The sequence below is a fragment of the Pantoea sp. X-Soil-TKNS-1207 genome (genome assembly GCF_059730485.1).
In genome coordinates this window covers 375,952-399,406 of sequence record NZ_AP035960.1, presented here as the reverse complement: position 1 = coordinate 399,406, position 23,455 = coordinate 375,952, and the positions used below count along the sequence as shown (strand labels likewise).

The 23,455-nt window shown below is 49.0% G+C and carries 20 protein-coding genes; 1 reads left to right on the top strand and 19 read right to left on the bottom strand.

Annotated elements, in window-relative coordinates; all coding sequences use genetic code 11:
• Positions 1-28: 28 nt before the first annotated feature.
• The 15 genes from AC6I8V_RS25115 to mdtJ form a co-directional block, all read right to left on the bottom strand.
• Positions 29-292, bottom strand: coding sequence for an XAC2610-related protein (locus AC6I8V_RS25115; protein WP_497847039.1), 264 nt, complete (start codon positions 290-292; stop codon positions 29-31).
• Positions 293-317: 25 nt separating this feature from the next.
• Positions 318-644, bottom strand: coding sequence for a hypothetical protein (locus tag AC6I8V_RS25110; RefSeq protein WP_497846664.1), 327 nt, complete (start codon positions 642-644; stop codon positions 318-320).
• A gap of 37 nt (positions 645-681) precedes the next feature.
• Complete coding sequence (locus AC6I8V_RS25105) at positions 682-1,065, bottom strand: hypothetical protein (RefSeq protein ID WP_497846663.1); 384 nt, start codon at positions 1,063-1,065, stop codon at positions 682-684.
• A gap of 379 nt (positions 1,066-1,444) precedes the next feature.
• Positions 1,445-2,047 carry a hypothetical protein gene (locus AC6I8V_RS25100; RefSeq protein WP_497846662.1) on the bottom strand — a complete coding sequence of 201 codons (603 nt, stop codon included), beginning with the start codon at positions 2,045-2,047 and terminating at the stop codon, positions 1,445-1,447.
• 14 nt (positions 2,048-2,061) lie between these two features.
• The gene (locus AC6I8V_RS25095; RefSeq protein ID WP_497846661.1) at positions 2,062-4,269 is read right to left on the bottom strand and encodes a M23 family metallopeptidase; all 2,208 of its coding nucleotides are present in this window, start codon (positions 4,267-4,269) and stop codon (positions 2,062-2,064) included.
• A 14-nt stretch (positions 4,270-4,283) separates the two neighbouring features.
• The gene (locus AC6I8V_RS25090) at positions 4,284-6,635 is read right to left on the bottom strand and encodes a type VI secretion system Vgr family protein (protein ID WP_497846660.1); all 2,352 of its coding nucleotides are present in this window, start codon (positions 6,633-6,635) and stop codon (positions 4,284-4,286) included.
• Entirely contained in the window at positions 6,632-9,286 is a 2,655-nt protein-coding gene (gene tssH / locus AC6I8V_RS25085) for a type VI secretion system ATPase TssH (protein WP_497846659.1), read from the bottom strand. Before tssH ends, AC6I8V_RS25090 begins: the two co-directional genes overlap by 4 nt.
• 176 nt (positions 9,287-9,462) lie before the next feature.
• The gene (hcp, locus tag AC6I8V_RS25080) at positions 9,463-9,954 is read right to left on the bottom strand and encodes a type VI secretion system effector Hcp (protein ID WP_024558534.1); all 492 of its coding nucleotides are present in this window, start codon (positions 9,952-9,954) and stop codon (positions 9,463-9,465) included.
• Between the two features lie 4 nt (positions 9,955-9,958).
• A complete protein-coding gene (locus AC6I8V_RS25075; protein ID WP_497846658.1) occupies positions 9,959-11,671 on the bottom strand; it encodes an OmpA family protein in 1,713 nt (570 codons plus the stop codon).
• On the bottom strand, positions 11,668-12,357 hold the full coding sequence (tssL, locus tag AC6I8V_RS25070) for a type VI secretion system protein TssL, short form (RefSeq protein WP_497846657.1): 690 nt from the start codon (positions 12,355-12,357) through the stop codon (positions 11,668-11,670). The genes AC6I8V_RS25075 and tssL overlap by 4 nt, the downstream gene beginning before the upstream one ends.
• Positions 12,354-13,694: a type VI secretion system baseplate subunit TssK gene (gene tssK / locus AC6I8V_RS25065; RefSeq protein ID WP_497846656.1), complete on the bottom strand. Its 1,341-nt coding sequence runs from the start codon at positions 13,692-13,694 to the stop codon at positions 12,354-12,356. Before tssK ends, tssL begins: the two co-directional genes overlap by 4 nt.
• 17 nt (positions 13,695-13,711) lie before the next feature.
• On the bottom strand, positions 13,712-15,259 hold the full coding sequence (gene tssC / locus AC6I8V_RS25060) for a type VI secretion system contractile sheath large subunit (protein WP_497846655.1): 1,548 nt from the start codon (positions 15,257-15,259) through the stop codon (positions 13,712-13,714).
• A gap of 33 nt (positions 15,260-15,292) precedes the next feature.
• Entirely contained in the window at positions 15,293-15,790 is a 498-nt protein-coding gene (gene tssB / locus AC6I8V_RS25055; protein WP_497839371.1) for a type VI secretion system contractile sheath small subunit, read from the bottom strand.
• Positions 15,791-16,491: 701 nt separating this feature from the next.
• On the bottom strand, positions 16,492-16,821 hold the full coding sequence (gene mdtI / locus AC6I8V_RS25050; protein WP_497839372.1) for a multidrug/spermidine efflux SMR transporter subunit MdtI: 330 nt from the start codon (positions 16,819-16,821) through the stop codon (positions 16,492-16,494).
• The gene (mdtJ, locus tag AC6I8V_RS25045) at positions 16,808-17,158 is read right to left on the bottom strand and encodes a multidrug/spermidine efflux SMR transporter subunit MdtJ (protein WP_497846654.1); all 351 of its coding nucleotides are present in this window, start codon (positions 17,156-17,158) and stop codon (positions 16,808-16,810) included. The genes mdtI and mdtJ overlap by 14 nt, the downstream gene beginning before the upstream one ends.
• Before the next feature lie 676 nt (positions 17,159-17,834).
• On the opposite strand from mdtJ, the gene AC6I8V_RS25040 reads away from it, so the two are divergent.
• Entirely contained in the window at positions 17,835-18,281 is a 447-nt protein-coding gene (locus AC6I8V_RS25040) for an SgcJ/EcaC family oxidoreductase (protein ID WP_497846653.1), read from the top strand.
• Positions 18,282-18,365: 84 nt separating this feature from the next.
• Here the strand turns inward: AC6I8V_RS25040 and AC6I8V_RS25035 are convergent, their stop codons facing one another.
• Genes AC6I8V_RS25035 through AC6I8V_RS25020 form a run of 4 tightly spaced genes read right to left on the bottom strand, consistent with a single transcriptional unit; the run spans position 18,366 to position 23,445 of the window.
• Positions 18,366-20,114: a polyurethane esterase gene (locus AC6I8V_RS25035; RefSeq protein WP_497846652.1), complete on the bottom strand. Its 1,749-nt coding sequence runs from the start codon at positions 20,112-20,114 to the stop codon at positions 18,366-18,368.
• A gap of 7 nt (positions 20,115-20,121) precedes the next feature.
• Positions 20,122-21,447, bottom strand: a complete 1,326-nt coding sequence (locus AC6I8V_RS25030; RefSeq protein WP_497846651.1) for a TolC family outer membrane protein — start codon at positions 21,445-21,447, stop codon at positions 20,122-20,124.
• A gap of 41 nt (positions 21,448-21,488) precedes the next feature.
• Positions 21,489-22,817: an HlyD family type I secretion periplasmic adaptor subunit gene (locus tag AC6I8V_RS25025; protein WP_497846650.1), complete on the bottom strand. Its 1,329-nt coding sequence runs from the start codon at positions 22,815-22,817 to the stop codon at positions 21,489-21,491.
• Entirely contained in the window at positions 22,804-23,445 is a 642-nt protein-coding gene (locus AC6I8V_RS25020) for an ATP-binding cassette domain-containing protein (RefSeq protein ID WP_497846649.1), read from the bottom strand. The genes AC6I8V_RS25025 and AC6I8V_RS25020 overlap by 14 nt, the downstream gene beginning before the upstream one ends.
• Positions 23,446-23,455 lie beyond the last annotated feature (10 nt).

The following is a 23,455-nucleotide window of genomic DNA, read 5'->3' as shown; positions in this document are numbered from 1 at the left end:
AGTAATCACCGACCCTCAGCCATCTATATCAATATTTAATTCCCTCAAGCGCTTTGAGTCGAATATAGTATGATTTGTGGGTATTATCGTCATAAATAACATTAATCAAAGTATCCCCCTCAACCCTGATATTGACAAATTCATCTCCGCATGAGGGCTTTATCTCTTTGAATTTTTTATCATCAGGGAAAAAGATAAATAATCTATATATTTTATAAGTGCCCATTCCCTCGTCCAGATGCCAAATACTAAAATCCCTATAACCATCATGGTTGTAATCTTCAAATGAAATGTGGTTTTTTTTCTCAGATGAAACATCAATTCTTTCTATTTATAAAATCAATGATAAAAATACCTTCACTCACACTCTTTTCAATCTTTTTATATCTGTGATCCAAATCTACAAGGATCACATTTGTATCCTGAGGATTGCCATCATTAATTATTTTCGGTTTACCCCAGAGAATTATTTTATCACCACTACATTTAACACTATAGCCATTGATAACAGTATCAAACTTAAGAGTCTTTGTATGATTGTTAATTTTAACGGTTATTGAGTTAGTTCCATTTAATGTAACACCTGATGCATATGCATTAAATGAAATATAAAAACTGATAGTTATTGAAATAATCAGATTCATTTTCTAGCCAGTAGCTACAACATAATCGGCAATACCCCTAATTGGCTTTATGTTTGTTACTGGCATTTAACATCTTTTCATTTGCTTTATTATCCAAACCTATTTCCATACTTTCAAGAGACTTTAATAAGTAAGGGATCTGACCACTGCCTGAGGCAAGGCCACCTGACCCGCAAAGTGCATTATAGGTAGAATCTTGAACTAAACAAAAACTAACCAGTACATTTGTATTTTTATTTGCTTCTTTATCATCCTTAGTAAAGTTTTCATCAAATACAACGTATCCCTTAGTATTCTTTGCTTTAATATTGTATAACTTCAGCGGCTTGTAAGGTCCATCTTGATCAGAAGGAATAATGTCAGATTTTTTATTTTTTTTTAACCCATAAAGATTTGCTTTTCGAATAAACAACTCTTTCATCCATACTTCTGTCATACCCGGTACCGTAGACCGTATCAGACGATAAGCAGATCCAAAACTATTGACAGGGAATTTGTCAGCGGAATGGTTATCTTCGGTGTTTGCTTTACTCTTATTTGAAGGAGCATATTTTTTAAAAAATATATTGCTACAACCGCTGGATTCTACAGTATTGTAAGAAATAGACGAAGTGTCATTAATCTCTTTTATTGTGAAATCATCACTATTAAAATCAGCAGGCGTATTTATTTTTTGGGTCTATATCTGCAAGGGAGACGTTACAAAAAAATGCGAGAAAAATAAATTGTTTGTTTACCATCTATTACCTCCTTTTAGTTTTAACGGTGAAAAAAGAGGGTTTGAGTCAATTCTCAGAATTTTACTTTGCGCATTCTTCGAAGTCTTTCTTGCCTAAGTTAATATTCTTTAACTCTATCATTGAAATTTTCTCCGCAGCTAGTTTTTTGCTCATTTCTTCTGAGAAGCAAAAATGGCCACCTGAATAAAAGTAAACCTCTTCTGTTTTTTCTGGTGTGTCACCTTCTGATTGATATAGAGCATAAGTTACATACCATTTAATATCTTTATTACCTTGCAAAACTCTCAGTTTCTCTATACCGAGACATGGCTCAGAATCTTCTGCATATCCTGACTTAAATTTCCTTTCTGGTATAAAGTTTTGATCTTTAACTTTGAGTACTACATTGCATCGACTATAAGGCTCATCTTTCCCTAGCACACCTTCACGATTAAATACAAATGGGTATGCATTATCAACACCTAATTTAAGAAAAACATAGTAAGGTTGAAACCCTGCATCAGGGGCATTAACTTGGTAGACTTGAGAGAGGCCGTAAGGCTCCCCATCTTTAAAAGTATAATTTTTTACTGCTGTTGAAACATCCGTGGCATTCGCAAGCGCACCTGAAGAATAAAAGTTAACAAAACTAACTAAACCCAACAATAAAAATATATTTTTCATAATCACGTCATACCTCACTCACATTGTTTTGTATAATCAACGGTGATTTTTACCGTGCTTCTTCCTTTTTGAACTTCAATTACTTCCTTGGAATTTGTAATAACAGAATCATTTAAATAATAGAATGCATATCGCGTATACGCTTGCCTTTCAAAATATCCATACCCGCCACCATTAACCAGAACTGAACATCTACCAATTGATTCTGACGTAATTCCATTGTCCGGGACTCGATTAATATTAATTTCGTGACTATGATGTTTTGAAACCCAATAAAAACCAGCACTATCAGTTGCACAGAACGAATCCTCAGCAACAATTTTAGGGTCGTAACGTGGGTGCCATCTTTTTAATAGTTCATCATCAATAACCGTGTGTTTTTCATGGGTATGCTTATCTACAACTGTCTTTCTTGGATCTGCCCAGTAGTGTTCACTTACATTTGTTATTCGACTATCATCGTAAGCATACCCTGAAGTTTCATCAGGCAGCTTCTCTTTCGTTCTAAATTTTCTATAGTCATCGAAATTTTGCGGCCAAGTTAGCTGCATGAAACCTCTGCCATAAAATGGCTGGTAATACTCAGCCGCTGGGGATACAAACTTACCTTTTCTATTTTTCTGCCCCTTCCCGCCTTCAGTCATTGTCCTGAGCATTCCAGTCTCAATATAAATCTGTCCTAAAAATGCAGAACGCCTTAGCGGGGATATTATATTGTACTTATTACACGTATTGTTAAAATCTTTCACATACTTCTCCCACCGACCAAACGAAGTAGCCCATGGAACAGTCACATTAACTGGTTTACTGGGGTAGCCTTCATAATATTTCCTTGGAATCATGGAGGAAATTTCTTCATGGCTAAGCCAGCCGCACGCTCTCAAATTATTTATAAGTTTAGTGGGATTGAAGTGCCAAAGGCTTCCGCTACTGAATGCTGATTCAAAGCACAGAGCTTCTGCATGAGCTTTAAACTTTGCGTAATCTTCTTCCGTCATCGGATCATGTTCTTCACTTCCGGTTTTCAGCCATGAAAAACGGGTGTCGATCGTACTTTTTTCCCATTCAAACGGGAAATGACAGATTAGCTTTCCACACTGATTATCATAGTCGCCGTCTTCCTGAAGCTTCTTAATCGCTACTGAGTTACATTGGCTATTGTTATCACTATCGTCATCAACCAGCCTCCAGCCTGTCCAGTGAGGAAAATCAGCATCAGTAAACTTTTTGATGCCCGAATCAGCAAGATTGACGACGCCTTTTCCACCCGGGTAATTGACCGTCATCCATAATGGCGCGTCTGCCGGTACCAGGGTTTCATTGTCCGTGTTGATTACCCGCCCAAAGCGAAGTAATTCGAACCCGGCACTCGGGCTTTCCTTATAATTCCGCATCGCGGTTTTATAGAGATTGTATTCGTAGTCATTGCCATCAGCATTAACCAGTGGCTCGCCCAGTAGATCATATTTCCCGTCAACCTGCGTATTTTTCTGCCGCGTTACCATCGTGCAGTTGCCTTGGGCCAGAGTCATGCTGGCATACAGAGGCGCATTGCTGGTATAGAGTTCAGAAAGTCCGGTGATAGACGTGCTGTTATCTGCAGGGGCCTTGTCATAAAACTTTGTCTGCGGTGGCAGATAAAAGTGAATATCACCGTAAACCGCATCGGTGCGGCCATTCTTCGAAATATCCAGCTCTCCTGTTTTCCTGCCCGTGAGCTTACTGATGTTGTCGTCATCGCAGAAAACCTGGAAGTGGAACGCATTCACTCCATCCACCACCCCGGGAGTACCCAACGGATCTTTACGATAAACTTTCTCACCGACTTTAACAGTTTCAGCCAGCGACTTCAGGTGCATGTAGAGGGAGTAGAAAACTACTTTTGCTTCATCACCGCTGCCGATCTCGGTTTCATGCTTTAACAGCACATAACCATCATTGCTGCCTTTGGACTTGGGTTTATCGGCATTGATGTTCAGCGGGGCCAGGTCGCGTTTGTCGGAGTCTTTGCGCAGCGAAACAATGGTACCGTTCGCGATCGCCCTTACATTCTCTGCCGGCCTGCCTGCGTCAGTATGACTGATGTGGATCCCGCCATGCCACGAACCATAACCGTTAACCGGATACCCACGGCGGTCAACTACGGTCATGACTCTTTCAATCCAGGCTGCATCAGTTTCATGGGCATCTTTCGCTTTCAGAAGCGGTGGGCTGATAATCATAAACTGACTCCTTGTCAGGAAAAGCTGAATTTACTGGAAGGTTCTGTGGTTTCAGGAGCCACATTCGGGAAGTCTTCTGGCTTGTTAGCCTTTTCTTTTCGCCCGTAATGCCCGGCTTTAGTCCGGTACTCCCCCTGTGTGGCAGATTCAATGCCATTGGCATCGAGGGTGATATAGCTTCCACCCCCGTTGATCGTGACCTGCTTCCTGGCAATAATCTCGATACTATCTTCGGTACTGACGACGCTGATTTCTCCACGAGCGATGAGCTCCATCAGGTCGTTCTGCGCCTGTACCTGCACCGGCCCCTGGTTCGCAATGAGCTTGATCCCCAGCTTGCGAACAAACACGCTCAGGGCATTGCCCACCCCGATGAACAGATTTTTCACCACGCTGACGTCTGCATTTTTACCGGCAGTGGCTATCAGGTTCTGGCCAGCAGATACCTGCAGATGTTGCCCGCTGGTCAGCGCCATTCCATCCGGTGCGCTGAGCAGCAGCACTGATTTTTTGAGGTCTGTCAGCTGCTGTTCCAGTAGTTTTATTTGCGCCTGGAGATCGGCCGGGTTCGCGGTCGCCTTCTGCGCATCATCGGAGATGGACGTCATCTGCTCCCGGGCATCACCCAGATTGCTGACCGCCGGCTGCATCTCCAGCACCTGGCCCTGTGCTTTCGTCTGGCCATCAGCGCTGATGAACATCCCTTTCTGTGCCCGGATGGCTCCCCAGCTGTCGGTTCTGAGCTCAAAACCCTCACCACGCTTCTGCTTCTCAGCATCCACTAAATGTCCGAGATTCAGCTGACTCTTGCCGCCGTACTCGGTGGAGACCTTGATATGCTCCTGATCACGGCTGTCATCAAGGCGGATTTTGTTGTTCGCCGGGGTGCGCAGGACGTTACGTTTGTAGTTACGGATAGTGACATGATCACCGTGCGCCGAGTCGTGCAGCACGCCGGAAATATATGGCCTGTCCGGGTTACCGTCCTCAAAGCCAATCGCCACTTCGGTGCCTGCCAGCAGCGGCAGGTGCAGACCGTAAGTGTCGCCGGCATACGGGCGGGACTGACGGACCCACAGGCTCTCGAACCCGGTCTCCCAGTTATCACGGTCAAACAGCATGTTGACACGATAACGGCCGTCTTTATCGATGTGGCCGTAGGTGTCGTTCTCGGTGGTGCTCGTGACCCGGGCCGGTAATGTGCCGGCCATCACCGGGCGTGAGCCCGGCTCAGGACGGAAACTAAAATCAGAGCTGTCCGGGATCCCGTCGAAGTTGACGCCAAAATCTTCATCCCGCCGCGCATGGCTGTGCATCGCCGTGATGACCACGCCCTGAGCAAACACGTCGGCCACTTCATACCCGCCGGTGACTTTCAGCACCTGCCCCGGAGAGAGGGTCGGACAACTGGTGATGGCATGGGTCTGCGTCTGGCCATTCAGGTAGCGCTCATGACGAATGCGGGCATAAAACGCCCCGGACTCCGGGGCCGGATTGCGGTCGTAGGTACTCCCCGCTGTCAGGTAGTTATCCGCATAGTGATAGGCATCACCGTAGGTGGTGGCATCCCCGCGGGTCGCATCGACCTGGGTGTTCATGTCATCCGTGGCCTGACGGTAGTTGTAATCACGGGTGCTGACCTGCTTCTGCACCACGTTATGATGGCTCTCCATGCCCCAGACCGAGTCCACACCTTCAGAATGCTGTCCTGATGGTGGAACTGATGGCAGCGTCAGGCCTTTTTCATACCCCTGCTGACCGTCGTAAAACTCCACGACGTCGATGTTCAGGCGGGTATCAGTGGTAAAGCGGAACCAGATACCCACCTCCCCCAACAGGCGGGTAATAAAGTGCAGGTCATTCTCGCCGTACTGCATCACCTGTTCACGACGCGGGTACTCTTTTGCCAGCGAGAACAGAAAATCCTGACCGCGCATGTTGTGACGCTCGCGCAGAATTTTTTCCACGATTTGTGGGACCGACATGTCCTGATAAATGGCGTTCTGGTGCGAACGGCTGAGCAGCGCCAGGCGTGGCTGCAGCGTCAGGGCATAATGGGTTTCATCCTTTGAGGTGTTGAGACGTTCAAAGCCGCTCACCACTCCCTGAAGAGTTCGCACGGCCTGCTGCATTTTGATGCCGTAACCCTGATCCACCGGGGCCTGCAGCGTCAGGGAGGCTGCTTTCATCAGCATCATTTCTTTGCTGATGGCATGGTCACCGCTGGTAAATTCAATCCGGTAGCGGAACGGCGTGCTCAGGGCTTCATCGCCTTCAAACGCCAGCACATCGAGTTCTGCTTCACATCCCTTCACCGACAACTGGTGATGGTTGTGGCTGAATCTGATCGGGGGATTACTGCTCATGCGTGCACTCCTTGTGTACGGTCAAACTCCAGCCCGATACCCTCTTCCTCACTCCAGCTAAGGCGTAACGACTGTGGTTTCTGTCTGGCGGCCATGTGGATCAGCAGCTGCTGACTCAGAACCGGCAGAATTTGTTGATTGAGCAGGCTGTCGACGTTGCGTGCGCCGGTATCCGGCAGCAGGCAGGCGACGGTCAGCGCGTCATACAGGCTTTCGTCAATATGCGTGGTCAGCCCGTAGTGACGATGCAGGCGTTTGCTGACCTGTGCCAGTTTCATTTCCACAATGGTACGCATCGCAGCTTCGGCTAATGGGCGGTAAATCACTGTCTGGAAGCGAGCCAGCAGCGCCGGCTGGAAGTGGTCGCACAATATCGGGCGCAGCAGTTCGTGCAGGTCGCTTTCGGGAGCGTCCGGGTTTTCATCCAACAGCTGCATCAGGTGATCGCTGCCGAGGTTGGAGGTCATCAGGATGACCGTATTGCGGAAGTCGATTTCACGCCCCTCGCCGTCACGCATAAAGCCACGATCGAAGACCTGGTAGAACAGGTTCATGACGTCGCGGTGAGCTTTCTCCACTTCATCCAGCAGCACCACGCTGTACGGGCGCTTGCGCACTGCCTCGGTGAGGATACCGCCCTGACCGTAACCAACGTAGCCCGGAGGCGAGCCCTTCAGCTGGGAAACGGTATGCGGCTCCTGGTACTCGGACAGGTTAATGGTAATCAGCGATTTTTCACCGCCGTACAGCACGTCCGCCAGCGCCAGGGCGGTTTCCGTTTTTCCGACACCACTCGGGCCAACCAGAAGGAACACACCCTGCGGGCCATTCTCTGACGTCAGTCCGGTCTTCGCCGCGCGCAGTCGCTGGGCAATAGCTTCAAGGGAAACATCCTGGCCGACGACACGCTTACCAATTTCATCATCCAGCGTCAGCAGTTCGGTCTGCTCGTCTTTCATCAGGGAAGACAGCGGTACGCCGGTCCAGTCGGCAATCACGTTGGCAACCGTGCGGGTGTCCACATCCACCTGAACCAGCACATCGCCCTGTTGTGCCTGTTCGAGCTGCTGTTGCAGGGCAGAGATTTCAGCCTGGTTGCTGATATCCTGGCGGCTGGCTATCAGCTGCTGTGCCAGCAGTTTTTCATCGGTGAAGCGAGTTTCCTGCAGCAGCAGGGTGCTTTCCAGTTCCGCACGCTGTTGTTCAATCACACTCAGGCGGTTGCCATGACGGTTGCCGCCGGCGGCGATATCTTCCAGCAACGCCAGCTCTTCCAGTTCGAGTGCGATCAGCTGTGCTTTCAGGCGCACAATTTGTTCAGGTACGGTGTCGAGGCTCATACGCACCCGCGCGGCGGCCGTATCCAGCAGGTCAACCGCCTTGTCCGGCAGCTGTCGACCCGTCAGATAACGACGCGACAGTGTGACTGCGGCACGAACGGCGTCATCGGTGATATGTACGTTGTGGTGTTCTGCGTAGCGGGATTTCAGGCCACGCAGCATCAGACACGCCGTGTCATCGTCCGGCTCGTCCACCTTCACCATCTGGAAGCGACGTTCCAGCGCGGCATCGCGCTCGAAGTACTGCTTGTATTCGGACCAGGTGGTCGCGGCGATGGTGCGCAGTTCGCCGCGGGCGAGTGCCGGTTTCAGCAGGTTCGCGGCATCCGCGCCACCCGCCTGGTTACCTGCACCGATAATGGTGTGGGCTTCGTCGATAAACAGCAAAATTGGTACCGGTGACTGCTGCACCGCGTCGATGACGTTTTTCAGGCGCTGTTCAAATTCCCCTTTCACGCCTGCGCCCGCCTGCAACAGACCGAGGTCAAGGGTTCGCAGAATCACCGGCTTGAGAGATTCCGGGACGTTGCCCTCGGCAATACGCAGCGCCAGGCCTTCGACCAGCGCAGTTTTACCGACGCCTGGCTCACCGACCAGGATCGGATTGTTTTTGCGACGGCGCGAGAGAATGTCGACCATCTGGCGGATTTCCGTGTCACGGCCGAACACCGGGTCAATCTTGCCCTCTTTCGCTTTGGCGGTGACATCGAGAGTGAATTTATCCAACGCGTTCTGTAGCGCCGGGTTCAGTTCACCCTCTTTCAGCTCTGCACCGACCGGGCGGCCAACAAACATCACCTCACTGCCATGCTCCTGGGCCAGTTCAGTCTCAAACTGCAGCTCCGGGCGTTCATCAGATTGTGCATCCAGCAGCGGGCGTAGTCGGGAAAGCTGACTCACCCCGAGTGTCAGCAGTGGCCACAGACCGTCGCAGTGAGCAAGCCGTGGGTTTTCCGTCAGCGCCATCAGCAGGTGCACGCTGCGGATACTTTCCTCTCCGGCAAGTGAGGCCTGCATCCAGGCTTCCTGCATCAGTTTCTGAATATCCGCGGACAGCTGCGGGCGGCTGCGAACCGAACGCGGTTGATTATCCAGCCAGCCGAGTAACGCCTGCCACAGTGCATCCATATCCCACTCGTAGCGGCGGGCCAGCACCGTCAGGTCGCCTTCCCCCTGTTCAAGCAGCTTCAGCAGCCAGTGCTCCGGCAAAATTTCCGCATGGGCACGGGTCTGGCAGAGCGACGCCGCCCCTTCCATCGCACGGGCACAGTAAGGGTTCAGACGTCGCAACAGGATGGCTGGATTTTCCATGAATCTCTCTCTCTTTGTCGGTTCCTGGACACGCTACCGCCCATCGCTGTTTCCCGTTAAGGGGACCAAAGCGCATGCGGTCAGGCTGGCAGTTTGTGGTTTTCTTTGCTGAAAGCTCGTTTCAGACAGGCTCTCAGCAAAAAAACTGCGGACAGGAAACCCCGTCCGCATCAGGCTTACGCGGTGGCGCGTTCGTTCCAGGAGTCGGAATGAATGATGTTGCCGTCTTTGTAGGTCCAGGTAATTTTTTCGTAACGCAGTTCAATGCGCTCAAGGTGGTTGTGCTTCTCTTTAGAAGGATCCTTGATGTCATACATTTCAGGATTCACTTTCACCACTTTCACGTTTTCCAGTTTGGTGTTGAAGTACTCCACTTCCTGGCCCGCGTCGTTGATTTTGTACCACTTGAATTCCGCAGACTTGAGGGTCTGACCGGTGGTCACAGCCTTGTACAGGTACGGACTGGACGAGTCGATTTCCTTGGTAAACAGGAACGGGGTGTGGATACGAGTACCGGTCAGCTTGCCGGTGTTGTTGTCGGTCGGGATGTACAGGTTATGTTCCTGAGCGACAACCTCGATGCTGCCTTCACGATCCTGAACGTCCACAGAACCTTTAATGTCCGCGCCGCCATCGTCTTTCAGCCAAAGATAAACAGGAATTGCCATGGAATTACTCTCCATTGTGTTGTGATGCGTCATCATCCTGCGATGACGCCTGGGTGTGGCCCGGTATCTGGCAGGCATCGGCCTGTGGTACCAGACTGATTTCGACACGGCGGTTAAGCGCACGGCCCTCCGGGGTGTCGTTGGTTGCGACAGGACGGCCCTCGCCATAGCCCTGCACCGCAAAACAGCTTTCCGGCACGTCACCGGTGTCACGCATCCAGTCGCGTACCGCTTCGGCACGTTTCAGGGACAGCATCTGATTGAGTTTTGGATTGCCGGTGTTATCGGTATGGCCCGACACGACAATCAGCCAGCCGGGTTTCGCTTTGATGCCGACCAGTGAGTTGACCAGCATTTTGGTGGAACCTGCCTTCAGCAAGGATTTGCCGGAATCGAACAGCGACATGCTGTCGAGGCGGACAATTTTCGGTACCGGTTTGGGTTTCGGCTGTGGTCCAGGTGGCGGTGGTGGAGGCACATAAGAACGGATCGCATCCAGCACAGGCATTCGCAGACGCTCACCCTGATACAGACCCAAGCCCATCCGCATCGGTACGCCATTGCGCGCCAGGTCATCCAGCACTGCCGCATCGTCATGCAGGATGGCAACGGCGTCGGCTTTTGGGCCGAAATCATGCATCGGGATACGGTCATAGCGGGCAATATCAAAACTCACACGCTGCAGCAGCTGGTGATTGTTCCAGCCACTACTGAGCAGCGCAGCAATGGCTGCCAGCGTGAAAATCCCGAGCGCACAACGGAAGGCTCGCCCACGCGGCGTCAGGCCTCGCCCTTCGGGTAGCAGCGGCAGGATAAAATCCGGGAAGGGGGATATAACCGTACTGTCTGTTCCCACCGGCTGCCAGCCCGCCACCTGCTGCATCGCAGTGTGACTGGAAAGCCATGCCGTCCAGGCAGATGTGGCCAGACTTCCGGCCAGGAACGGTCCCATTCCCCACAGCACCGCAACAGGTGCAATGACAGGAACATCGGGGTTCTCATCCATAAAGACAGCTTTGACATGCTGATGGAACCAGCTCATCAGGCTGTTCATCAGCACCTGTTGCTGCATCGCAGGCGACCCACCGGTGGTAACCCATGCAGCGATTGAACCCGGCGCTGAAGACTCACGCCAGACCCTCACCCCTTCCCCCGGGATAGCCGCCTGCCAGAGCAGATCATTCGTCATCGCGCTGCCAACCTGACCATTCAGAACCAGCGGCACAGAATGACCCGTATCTTTACGCAACTGGCTGATTTGCCAGCGCAGGGCCAGCAGACGGCTGGTCAGCGCTTCGCTGTCGGCGTGTTTCTGCGGACAGACGCTGACCATCACCGACAGCTGGCGACCCCAGTCAGGTCGCAACCACAGTACCTGGCGGGCGGCCTGCTCCAGATCCTGATGATCCTCCACGCGGATCCAGCAACCCTGCGTGACCGTAAGCACCGGTGACTGCTGCGGCCAGGCCAGCGGCAGATCGCCACAGACCAGCACCACGGGCTGACGGTAAGTGGCTTCCGGGAAGTCATCCAGATGCAGGGTGACGTCATGCTCCGCACGACGACTGGCGACAGTCCTGTACACCAGAAGCAGCCCCAGCATCGCCAGCAGAACAAGCACAGAAACCAGTCGGGATACCGGCAGGAAACCCAGGCAGACCACTGCACTCAGCAGGGCGGCCCACAGCGCAAGCCCGCGCTGTTGTGCGGGACTCATTTCACAGCTCCTGGCAACAGGGTCAGCAGTGTCTGATCCAGCCAGTGGCTCAGTCCCCACCACAGCGCGGCAACCACCACCACGCTCAGGCCAATACGCACGGGCCATGACGCCAGCCAGCCGCCCATTCCACGCCCGGTACGGCTTTCTGCCAGTACCGGGTGAGTCTGCGGATAGCTGAACGGCGTGACATGTTCACTGAGCGCATTGACGAGTTTCTGGCGCTCCGGATCGTTCAGCGAACGGAAATTGCCGAGGAACCCCAGCATCATGACCCGCTGGAAGCAGATCACAATAGCATGGTCAGGCGCCGGTTCACGCAGCACATCGCGCATCCGATCGCACAGCGTATCACCGGCATCCATGGTGCCGAGGAAGTGCCCCTGCAGGGGAATGTCATACCACTGCACGCAGGCATCATCCTCCACACCACGACCTTTGACGGCTTCATCAAGCAGCGCACACTGTGCAGTGAGAATATGCTGACAGCTGGCTTCATTGAGTTGGCTCGCTTTCAGCTCACGCTGCACACGCTCAACATCAGCAATGCAGCGCTCCCACAACGTGCGCCCTTCTCCATCCTGAAACTTCGGACCGTGACGCAGGCTGATCACCTGCAGCCAGGTGTCCTGCAGCAGGGCATCAATATCAATGGACGCGGCCGCGCCGCGTTTGCGCTCACTCATGTTCTCAGTACCGCAAAGAGTTCAAGTTCAGGCTCGCCGAGCATGCCCGGAACGTAAAACATACAGGTCCCACCCTGGAGCATTTCGGTGGCCAGAGGATGAGAGACATCGAGGCTGAAATACTGGTTTTCCAGACGCAGTGGAATGGCGGCCGGCACATGACGCAGCGGCGTCAGAGGCACACCCACCCGTGAAGAATTGACGATACTCCTGACATGATCGGGACTACCGACCTTGCACTGACGCGGGAACTGTTCCTGCAGCTGTGCCACCGGCATTGGCGAACGCACGGAGAGATAGTAATCCGCCCCTTCACGCAGGCGTGGGTCATGCAGACGGGCCTGCCAGAAGTGAAGCCGGGCATCGTGCTCAAGCTCAATCGCCACCACTCGCGACGGCAGGCTGGCTTCCAGCAGGTCGCCCAGTAAGTCAAACAGCGGCGGAAATACGTTATTCAGATGCTCATGCTGCCAGACAGGAATAGCACTCACCTGGTGTTCCAGTGAGAAGGTCAGCAGGCTGCCCGCAAGGCGGGTCAGTTCCGGGTACAGACGCTCCGGTGGACTTTGCGGGTGGCGCTGAAACTGTCCGAGCACGGGTTCTGCGCTGTTCAGGGCATTGAGCAACCAGAACAGAGACACATCCGCCACGGCAAAATCGGCCATGCGCGCGTTACTTTCACGACGCATGTCCATCAGACGACTCAGTCGGGCACGCAGTTGCGTCATCAGTTGTTCCAGCTGGGTCACCAGCCAGTGACTGCCCTGGATGGTAAGGAGCGGTGGGAGAAACGTCTCATCCAGTTTCCATGCACCCTGCGAATCCTGCTGCAGGCGGGCAACCGGGCAGGTCAGGTAATCACTGTTGTTCTGATGGGCAAACCGCAGCGTCAGCTCCGGGCGCATCACTGCAATCTGGCGGGTATCGTCCCCGAAGGTATTGCGGACATCCTGCCAGCGCTGGCGATAGCGAACAGGGCGATCGGCCACCTCATCAGGTTTAAGACAGTTGCCGCCATTCGCCCGAAGCAGCGGAAGTGCCAAAACCACCACCACGTCCTGTGATTCACTCTCAAGTGCCAGCACTGGCGGCAGATCATCGGCATTATCTGTGTCGATAAGCGTGCCGTCGGGGAAACGGATGTACAGATGACGGGCCTGCAGACGGCCCAGTTTCAGTGCATCCGGTTCGAAAGTGGCATCAATCATCCCCCAGGGTTGGGAGAGGCCCAGTCGGGAGATGCATTCCGCAGACCAGGCCGCATACGCGACCTGTTGCTGGAAGTGCTGAGGAGAGACCATCTGGCCCCTACCCCATAACGGTTGTTCCGTTTTCATTGGCTTCCTGCCTTAGCTTACGATTTGGCCTTCGGCATCTGGGAAACCAGTGACAGGTTGACGTCCATACCCTCCACCTGGAAGTGCGGCACAGCGTACAGCTTCACGCGGAAGAAGCCCGGATTATCCTCAATGTCTTCCACCACCACTTTCGCATCACGCAGCGGGTGAGAGGCCTGCAACTCATCGCCCGGGTCAGTCATTTCGGTGACCAGACTGCGAACCCAGGTGTTGAGCTCAAGTTCCAGCAAACGACGGTCTTTCGTCGTACCGATATTCTCGCGCTGAATGAGCTTCAGGTAGTGGGCGATTCGCGACAGCAGGAAGATGTACGGCAGACGGGCATTGATGCGGCTGTTGGCCGTTGCATCGGCGGTTTCATACAGGGCCGGTTTCTGCGTGGAGTTCGCGGAGAAGAAACAGCTGTAATCGCGGTTCTTGTAGTAGGACAGGGGAATAAATCCCAGATTCGCAAATTCAAATTCGCGGGTTTCCGGGATCATCACTTCTGACGGGATCTTCACCTGATTACCGGTGCCCAGGTCATACAGGTGAATTGGCAGATCCTGAACGGCACCCCCTGCCTGCGGGCCACGAATTTGTACACACCAGCCGTTATTGATAAAACTGCGTACCATGTTCGATGCAAAGGCAAACGAGGCGTTGGTCCACAGGTATTTGTCATGATCCGGGCCTTTCACTTCTTCTATGTAGTTGAAACTACGAACAGGCACGGTGTCCGGGCCATACGGCAGACGCCCAAGCACGCGCGGCATCACCAGACCGATGTAGCGGGAATCGTCCGTCTCGCGGAAGGATTTCCACTTGATGTATTCAGCGCGGTCAAAGTAGTTACCGATATCTTTAATGGCGGCCACATCCTCCATCGAATCCTTCAGGAAGAATTTAGGGCCAGCAGAGCCGATAAACGGCATATGCGCAGCAGCAGACACTTTAGAGATGTTGCGCAGCAGGGCAATATCCTGCGCAGACGCATCAAATTCGTAAGCGGAAATCAGCGCAGCAATTGGTTCTCCACCCGGAGTGTCATACTCATCAATATATGTATGTTTATACAGTCCGCTCTGGATGATTTCCGGGCTGTCTTCGAAATCCTGACGCAGGTCTTCTTTAGACATATCCAGCAGCTCAACTTTCACGTTCTGGCGGAAATCAGTTTTGTCGACAAGAGATTTTAACCCGCTCCACAAACTTTCTACTGCCTGAAAGGCCTCATGGTGCATGACTGCATCAAGCTGACGACTAATCTGGTAGTCCAGCTCAGCGATATGATGGTCAATCAGGTTTTTGTCGAGTTTTTCAATTTTTGAACCCGATTTTGTCAGGCACTCCAGAAATACCTGCATCCCGGCCGTTAAACGTTCATCCGCAGTCGCATCCGACATCGCCTGCGCGTCCTGCCAGATGTCCAGCGCACTCAGCGCAGAGACCGGGTTCAGGTTGATTTTCTCAAACAGGGACGCATAAACCCCACCTGCAGCAGGATGTTCCAGCACCACACTCTCGCCGCCAGTCGCATTCTCATTTTTTACCGACATCAGCATCTTCCTTATTAATCCGTTAAATCATCGTGAGCGTTATGGCTGTTTAGGAGCCAGAGCTGAAAGTTCGGCTCTGAGTTCTGCGCTTAAGGCCGGGTCGAGCAGAATTTTTTCCAGCTCCTTTCGGAAAGCCTGATTGTCCAGCAGGTTAGCTTTTAAATCGCGAAGCAGATTGCGCATGGAAAGCATCGCCTTCAGCTGAGGGATCTGCCGGGAAACCTGCTCTGGGGTGAAATCCTTCATGCTCTGGAATGTCAGACTGATATTTTCTTCGCTACCGTCACCAGCAAGCGTGTTTTTAACGGTCAGGTTTACTTTTGGGGAATATTCGGAAAGCACTGAGTCAAAGTTATTTTTGTTCAAGTTAACTTTTTTGCGCTCAGACAGTGGTGCAGACTCCTGGCCATTACTGAAGTCGCCCGCCACCAGTAATTTCAGGGGGAGCTCCGTTTTCTTGCTCGCGCCCCCCGTATGCAGGTCAAGCTTTAGATTAATACGTGCCTTTGGCACCTCATTCTGGAAACTGTCAGCCATCTCATCATCCCTCGTTTTATCGCTGTGTATAGTTTTCTCACTGCATTTCTTTACACTCGATAATAGAATAATGATCGATATAAGATCAAATGTGCAGATCATTAATCGGCAATAATAATTTTTTTAAGAATTTTCCGCTAAATGTTAATAGTGAATAGCACTGATATGTCAGTAAAATGTACTACCTTTAGCACACCAAACGGACATTTGTGCCGTAATAGTTAAGGCAAAAGGAAAATTGTTAATGAAATGATCTTTAATTGACCCAAATCAATATATTGGCATTAAATATATTCATTCATTTTCAGGTATATAGTTCAGAATAGCTGGAGAGAAAAAATGAGGGGCATAGCAGGAAAACTGAATTTATAATCTTGCAGCCGACGACAATGCCTTTCCACAGCGTTTACGCAGGAATCCCCATGAGGAAGGTACAAAAACTTGGGTTATATCCGACCTGGAGCCCGATTTGCTATCAGGGCAATAATGCTCCGACCTGGTTGAAGCATGACGGCAGGAAGTGCGTGGGCCCGGAAAACCGCCATACAGGCTGACTGAATCGCCACGGGTTTAACAGACACCTCAGGGTCACTCCATTTTGGCACAAGGTGGGGTCCATACCTTTAACATCGGGTCGGGAAGTAATTGATACATGAAAGACCCGTTTTACGGGTCTTCCGTTGCCAGGATTGATCAGGCTGTCATGCAAATTTAATCAATACCATACCCATCAATAAAAATCCCATACCCAGCCAACCGGTGCGACTGAGACGTTGTCCAAACAGTATCCAACCTGCCCCGACCGTGGCAACCAGACCAAATCCACCCCACAACGCATAAGCTACTGATAAGTCGATGCCCTTCACCGACTGCGCTAATGCACTAAACGCGGCCAGCACTGCGACGAGGGATAATACGCCATACATGGGGCGGCGAAAACCATCCGAGAATTTAAGAAAAATATTCGCAGCAATTTCCAGCCCAATAGCAAGCGCCAACCAACTAATGTGCAACCAGTTAAATGTGTCCATCGGTGGTCTCCCTGCAATTCACAGTACCCGATTTAATCAGGATGATACCAATGATTAACGTCAGTAATCCGGCGATCTTCATCACCGACAATGCTTCTTCAAACAGGAGTACGCTGAACAAAGTGATAAATAAAATACCGATGCCTTCCCACATCGCATAGGCCACACCCAACGCGATGCGTTTCACTGCGAAAGAAAGAAAAATATAAGACGTCGCAATCATCACTAACATGATGATATAGCCCGAATTATTATCGTTAAGGCTGGCCCATTTCATCGAAATAGTGCCTGTTATTTCGGCGATGATTGCCAAGGCTAATAATATCCAGTACCACATAATTTCTCCTCAGTGAGAAATGCTCTCAAACAACACTAAAATAGACAAAGTCATAAAAAATAAAAAAGATGAGGAGAAACGATACTAAAGCGCAAAGCGCCAGTGCTGATCGCAGATTGTAATGCAGGATAACGAAGAGATTAACACCATCAGTCGAGCTAACGTTTTTTTCATGATTGTACAACTTATCCACGCTGTTGCTTATCTTCGGTGTGGATTAAAAAGTCCTCAGTGGTTACACACAGATGTATTTTGGCATGTGATTCTAAATATTAATTGTGATTTGCATATCTTTACATTGCAAGAAATTAAAGGTCTGGATTTAGCCAGGCCACAAAATTTCATAAGAAAGGTTGTTGTATAATGAAATGTTGCAAACTTACGCGCACATAACATTAAGTGTCAAATGGGAATAGAAAACACAACGGTCTTTCAGGTGATCAACATTGACCAGACGTGAATGAAAACTGGTCTGTGACAATGATAATTAACATTTGTTACGGCGAAAATTATAATAACATGGATTGTTTTACATATTACTTTCAATCTTATGTGTTGTGGTTTGATAACCACTATTCTCATTTGACACCCATTCATTGCATATGCTCTGACATTGTTTAGCCTGCATTTATCGCCACCTGGCTATCATAAGTATTAATCTGAAACGAGGTTATAAATGAAAAAAATCTTACTTGTCGCGTCATTTTCTTTAATATCTGTCCAGGCATTTGCCAGTTCTAAGGTGTCTTGCCAAAAAACAAATGAAGACCAGATAGCTAGCCTGTTTGATAAATGGAATGATTCGTTAAAAACCGGTAACGCAAAGACGGTTTCCGAAAACTACGTCAGTGATGCGGTTCTTCTTCCTACCGTATCTAATCATGTACGTCTTACTGATGAAGAACGTATTGACTATTTTGAACATTTTCTTCAGAAGAAACCACAAGGGAAAATAAACAGTCGAAATATCCGTATTGGTTGTAATAAAGCTATTGATACTGGTATTTACACCTTCACCTTTGTTGATAAGTCTGAAGTACGTGCCCGCTATACTTTCACTTATACCTGGGATGGTAAAGAATGGAGAATTTCTACTCACCATTCGTCTGCCATGCCGGAATAATATACAGAAATTAATAAAAATGGCCTCCGCTTTCAGGAGGATCTCCAGTGAATGTAAGCCCGCAGCAATGCTGCGGGCTGTTTATCAGGCAACCATGATATGCATATCCGTTAGCATATCTGCGTTTACACCGACTAATGTCACACTGCTGTCACCAAAGGTAAGTAATGCATCATTGTTTATGAATGAGAGATGATTCAGGTAACTGTCATTATCCTGAATATAACTGTTAGCCATGAAAACTAAACTGTCGGTACTGGTCATATTGTAAATAGTATCATTGGCAAAATCACCATAGAATAACACCGTATTATCACTCCCGTTCAGATAGATAGTATCATTGCCTGCACCGGTAACAACATTGCTACCCTGTGCGTTACTGCTGATGTTACTGCCGCTATCACCTGAAAATAACCAACTATCATCATCATTAGATGCAATCGTATAGTTATTATCGATATTCGCATAATAGCTGCTGGCGTAGCTATATGAACTTAAACTTCCTTGCAGCCCTGAATCGGTAACGCTATACTGCTGATTAATATTTACATCGAAACTGAAAATACTGAAAAGCGTATGATCGGCATTTACATATTGGATGTTTTCTGCTTTGGTAATGTCACCGGTTGAGTATTTAAAATAAAGTGAACCATTGGTATCGCAACTAAATGAAAAATCTGAGGTACTGCATTCAGTATAGTAAGTGTTTGTTCCTTCTCCACCGTAAATAATATTATAACCGCTGTGATCTTTAAAAGAGTCATCGCCTGCGCCACCACAGAGATAGTCCGTACCCGAGCCACCTTGCAAAAGATCTGCGCTTTCGGTTCCGATGATAAAAGTAGAGCCCGTATGATCAATGGATTTATTTAAATCTGAAACCCATGTGGTCGATCGATTCTCTTCGGAGAGGTTAGAGACAATGATATTGGAGTTTTGATTGGTAAAGTCATAGGCCTCAGAGCTAATGATACGCATAACACCATCATAATAACCATTTCCATTGTGTGCAGCCCAGGCTGATGGATTCAGCAGCGACATAAGACTGCACTCACCTGTCAAACCAGCATAATAATCATTGAAGGTAACAATGTTATTTGTACAGGTTTCAAGTGGCGAATCGTGATTAAAAAAACTTTCAAGTGACAAGCTGTGGCCTTCAAGAACCCTGAACACCGGATCATTTTCATAACCAATATTTAAGACAGAATCATTCGCTTGATTTTGGGTAGGTGAGGCAAACGCAACATAACTGGAATCCTGGAAGAAGCCATCCCAGGCACCCTCAGAAGCGAGAGTTGCCATACTGTTTACAGCCAGGCCACCAAGGCTGTGTCCGCTGAAAATAATATCACTGCCGTTTAATCCATTAGCTTGTGCGAGCGTCGCAACGGATGACATCAATTTGCTGTAAGCATTCAGAATGTAGTTATCTGCATATCCATCTACAAATGCCGATAACACATCGCTGACTCCATCCAGTAGAGTATTAGTCAAATCATCAGATGCACCAGCATATGTTCCCGTTCCCCAGAAGCTAACTCCAATGTTTGTCAGATGACCCTGTTCATCGTATTTACCCAGGACACTACATTCTGCACTACTGAATAATAGAGACTCACCATAAAATGCTCCGTATGGATTGCTGCTACCATCGTAATTTAACGTTGAACCATCGAGTATCTTCCAGCCATCATCGCCGGAGAAACTGGAGCTACTATCTGTAACTGCCCCAAAGTTTATACTGTCAATAGTAAGTGCATCTTTAATTAACTGTGCGTCGTTCTCGCCCTTATATGAAAATACCGGCATAATAACTCCTTCATTTTGCATTGTAAAATTACCTGGGGAAATAGCTATCTATCAGCGATAAATCACTATAGGTTATTTCACCGGATTGTGAGAGCAATCCAAACCATGCCTTTATATGCGCATTTTTCTCTTCAGAAAGCTCAACTTTTCTTTTATATAAATCTTTCTCTGCGTTAAGCAGATCACTGTTTTGTTTTTGTCCCGCGACAATACTTTTCCGAGTCGCATCAACCTGTTCAAGCGTGGCCTCAACGGCATGATTATATGCCTTTATTTTATTCGGGGCATGACGGCATTTATTTAATGATTTTTTTATTTCCTTTAGGGTTTTTATATATTGCTCATCTTGTTTATATTGTGCCTGTTCATATTTTGCCGTTGATTGACGAAGATGTGCGGAGTCGGCACCACCTGAATAGAGATCCATACTTAACCGAACTCCAATACTGTTGGTCCGATATTTCTGGTTGACAGTATTATCATTGCTCGAATCATTTTCCGAGTGCATAGCATAGAGCTGGATACGAGGCAGAAACCCAGCACGACTGACTTCTATCTCGCGACGTTTAGTTTCCACTTCCTGGCGGGCTGATATCATATCCGGGTTATGTGCATAGGCTTTTTTAAGCCAGTAACCATAGTCAGTTGATGCTAATGGCAACAAAAGCGGTTTATTCGAAAGCATAGGAACCTCCTGCAGTTGGGACACATCCAGACCAACCAACAAAGCCAAATTGTCACGGGCAGTCTCCAGGTCATCAATCGCCTCCTGCTCATCAGCGATAGCCATACTCAGTGCAGCATTGGTCTCGACAATATCCGTTAGAATCCCATCTCCAGCCTTAAAACGCTTTTCATTGAGCGTCCGCAGGGCTTGCAAAGTTAACTTACGAAATGTTGTAAATTTAAGTCGTTGCTGTGCTTGAGTTAACGTAAGCCAGGCGTCAACTAGACGCGTTTGCAGGCTCAGAAGCTCACTGCGATAACGCTCATCCGCTTGTAATTTTTGCAATATACCAATGCGGTAGCGGGAATATGCCTCGTAATCAAATAAAGGTTGTACCAATGTAATCGAAGCAGAATGACTGCCATAATTCTGATGGGTGGTTACATCGGATTTCTGCCCATAATAATTAGTCTGACGATATTGTTGCTTCTGCCTGTTATGCGGTGTGCGCTGGTAACTCGTTGATACTTTCGGCAGTAATCCTGCCCGACCAATCGCAATATATTCCTGACCTGCCAGTTTCTCTTTTACCGCAGCAAGATATTGAGGATCATTATCCATCGCCATAAACCATGCCTGAGATAATGTTAAAGCATTCACATTAACGGGTAAAATTAATGCGATCATGATACTCAGCCATATCATTAACTCTCTTCCTGAAAACACGACTATTCCTCAATAAATGAACGTGACAGACGATCTTTGATAGGTCTGATTAAATAACTCAACAGTGTCCGTTCACCTGTTTTTATAAATACTTCAGCTGACATGCCTGGTTTTACCTCTTCATCACTCAACATTTTCATTCCTTCAGGTGTCACCGCCACCTGAATTTTATAATAAGGCTTATGTGTTATCTGATCGGTTTGGCGGTCTGCAGAAACCAGGATAACTTTTCCGGGAATTCTCGGGGTTCGCTGGTGATGAAAAGCGGTAAACATCAAAGTGACGGGCAGGTCATTATGAACCTGATCCCGCATATTCACATCCAGATGTGCATCTATAATTAGCGTTGCCTTTTGGGGCACAAGTTCCATTAATTGTTCGCCCTGAGAGACAACTGCACCATCGGTAGTGAGATTAAGCCCGAGGATCACACCATCGTGGGGTGCCTTGATTGTGGTCTGAGCAAGCTCAAACTCCATCAGAGATAATTGCTTACGACTTTCGCTAATTTTCAGATGGATCTGGTCCAACTGAGTTTCGACATCTTTGTCATACTCAGCGCGGTGTTGTCGGATGCGAAGATTAATCTCCTCCATCTGACTTTTCATTTGTGCTATACGCCCTTCGGTTTCGTTAATATCAGCAGCAAGGGAAGATAGCTGCTGTTCTGAATCCAGATAGCGGTTGTGTGGATAGTATCCCTCACTCATCAATGGTTGAAGATTTTTCAGTTGTTGAGCCAGCCATGACATACTTTTGGTTTTATTCCTGTTCGACTGAATAAGGTAATTAACCTGCTGATTGATTCCATGGATGGATTGTTGTAAGCCATCCATATCTTCTTTTAAAGCACTCTGCCGGGCATGCATCAGCATGGTCTGCTGTTGTAAAATGCGATCCAGATCCTCTTTTGGAAGCAATGATTCTGGCAGCTCAGGAAATGTTATTGTGTCACGCCCTATACGTTCAGCCTCTAAGCGTTGTTTTGTCAGAATTGAGGTCACATACATAAGACGAATTGCATTTAGCTGAGCCAACATCGGGGTCTGGCTGAGTATGGCAAGAGTCTCTCCTTCCTGGACCTGCATCCCCTCTCTGGCGGAAATTAACGTGATGACACCACTGACAGGTGCCTGAATTACTTTACGATATCCTTCAACCATGACAGTTCCGGCTGCGACAACGCCTTTCTCCAGGGGAGCAAAAGTTGCCCAAAGAAAAAAACTCCCTGCGCCTGCCAGCAATATCAGCCAACCGAAAAATATATAATGATGCTGGTTGACCGTGGACGACTCGTTTTCTGGTAATTCGAGGTAACTATGATGCGACATACTCCCCCCTTGAAATTTCTTTTCCGTGAGGAGTGAGTTGTTGTAAAACCTGTGATGTAGGACCATGCGCGCGGATTTTGCCATCACTTAACAGCATCAGATGCGTAGTCAAAGGCACAATGCCTGGGCGGTGTGAAATAACCACCACACTTTTATTACGCACTTTCAGTTGTTCCAATGCTTTATGAAGTGATTTTTCTCCAGCGTCATCCAAACTAGCATTCGGTTCATCAAGTATAATGAGAGCAGGATCGCCATACAGTGCCCTGGCCAAAGCAATACGTTGCTTTTGTCCGCCAGACAGGCCGATACCTTGTTCACCAATAATGGTGTTATAGCCTTCAGGAAATCGAAGGATCATTTGATGTACACCGGCCATTTCGGCAGCGCAAATCACTTGTTTTTCATCGATCTCGCCAAAGCGTGCAATATTTTCAGCAATGCTCCCCGAAAAAAAGATCACCTCCTGTGGAAGATAACCGATGCCAGGTCCGGAAGATTGCTTATGCCACAGGAAAAGTTCGGCATCATCCAGTCTGACCGACCCTTTAATTGGGAGCCAAATCCCCGTAAGGGCACGAGCAAGGGAGGATTTCCCCGAGGCGCTCGCACCCACAATACCGAGCACTTCCCCCGGA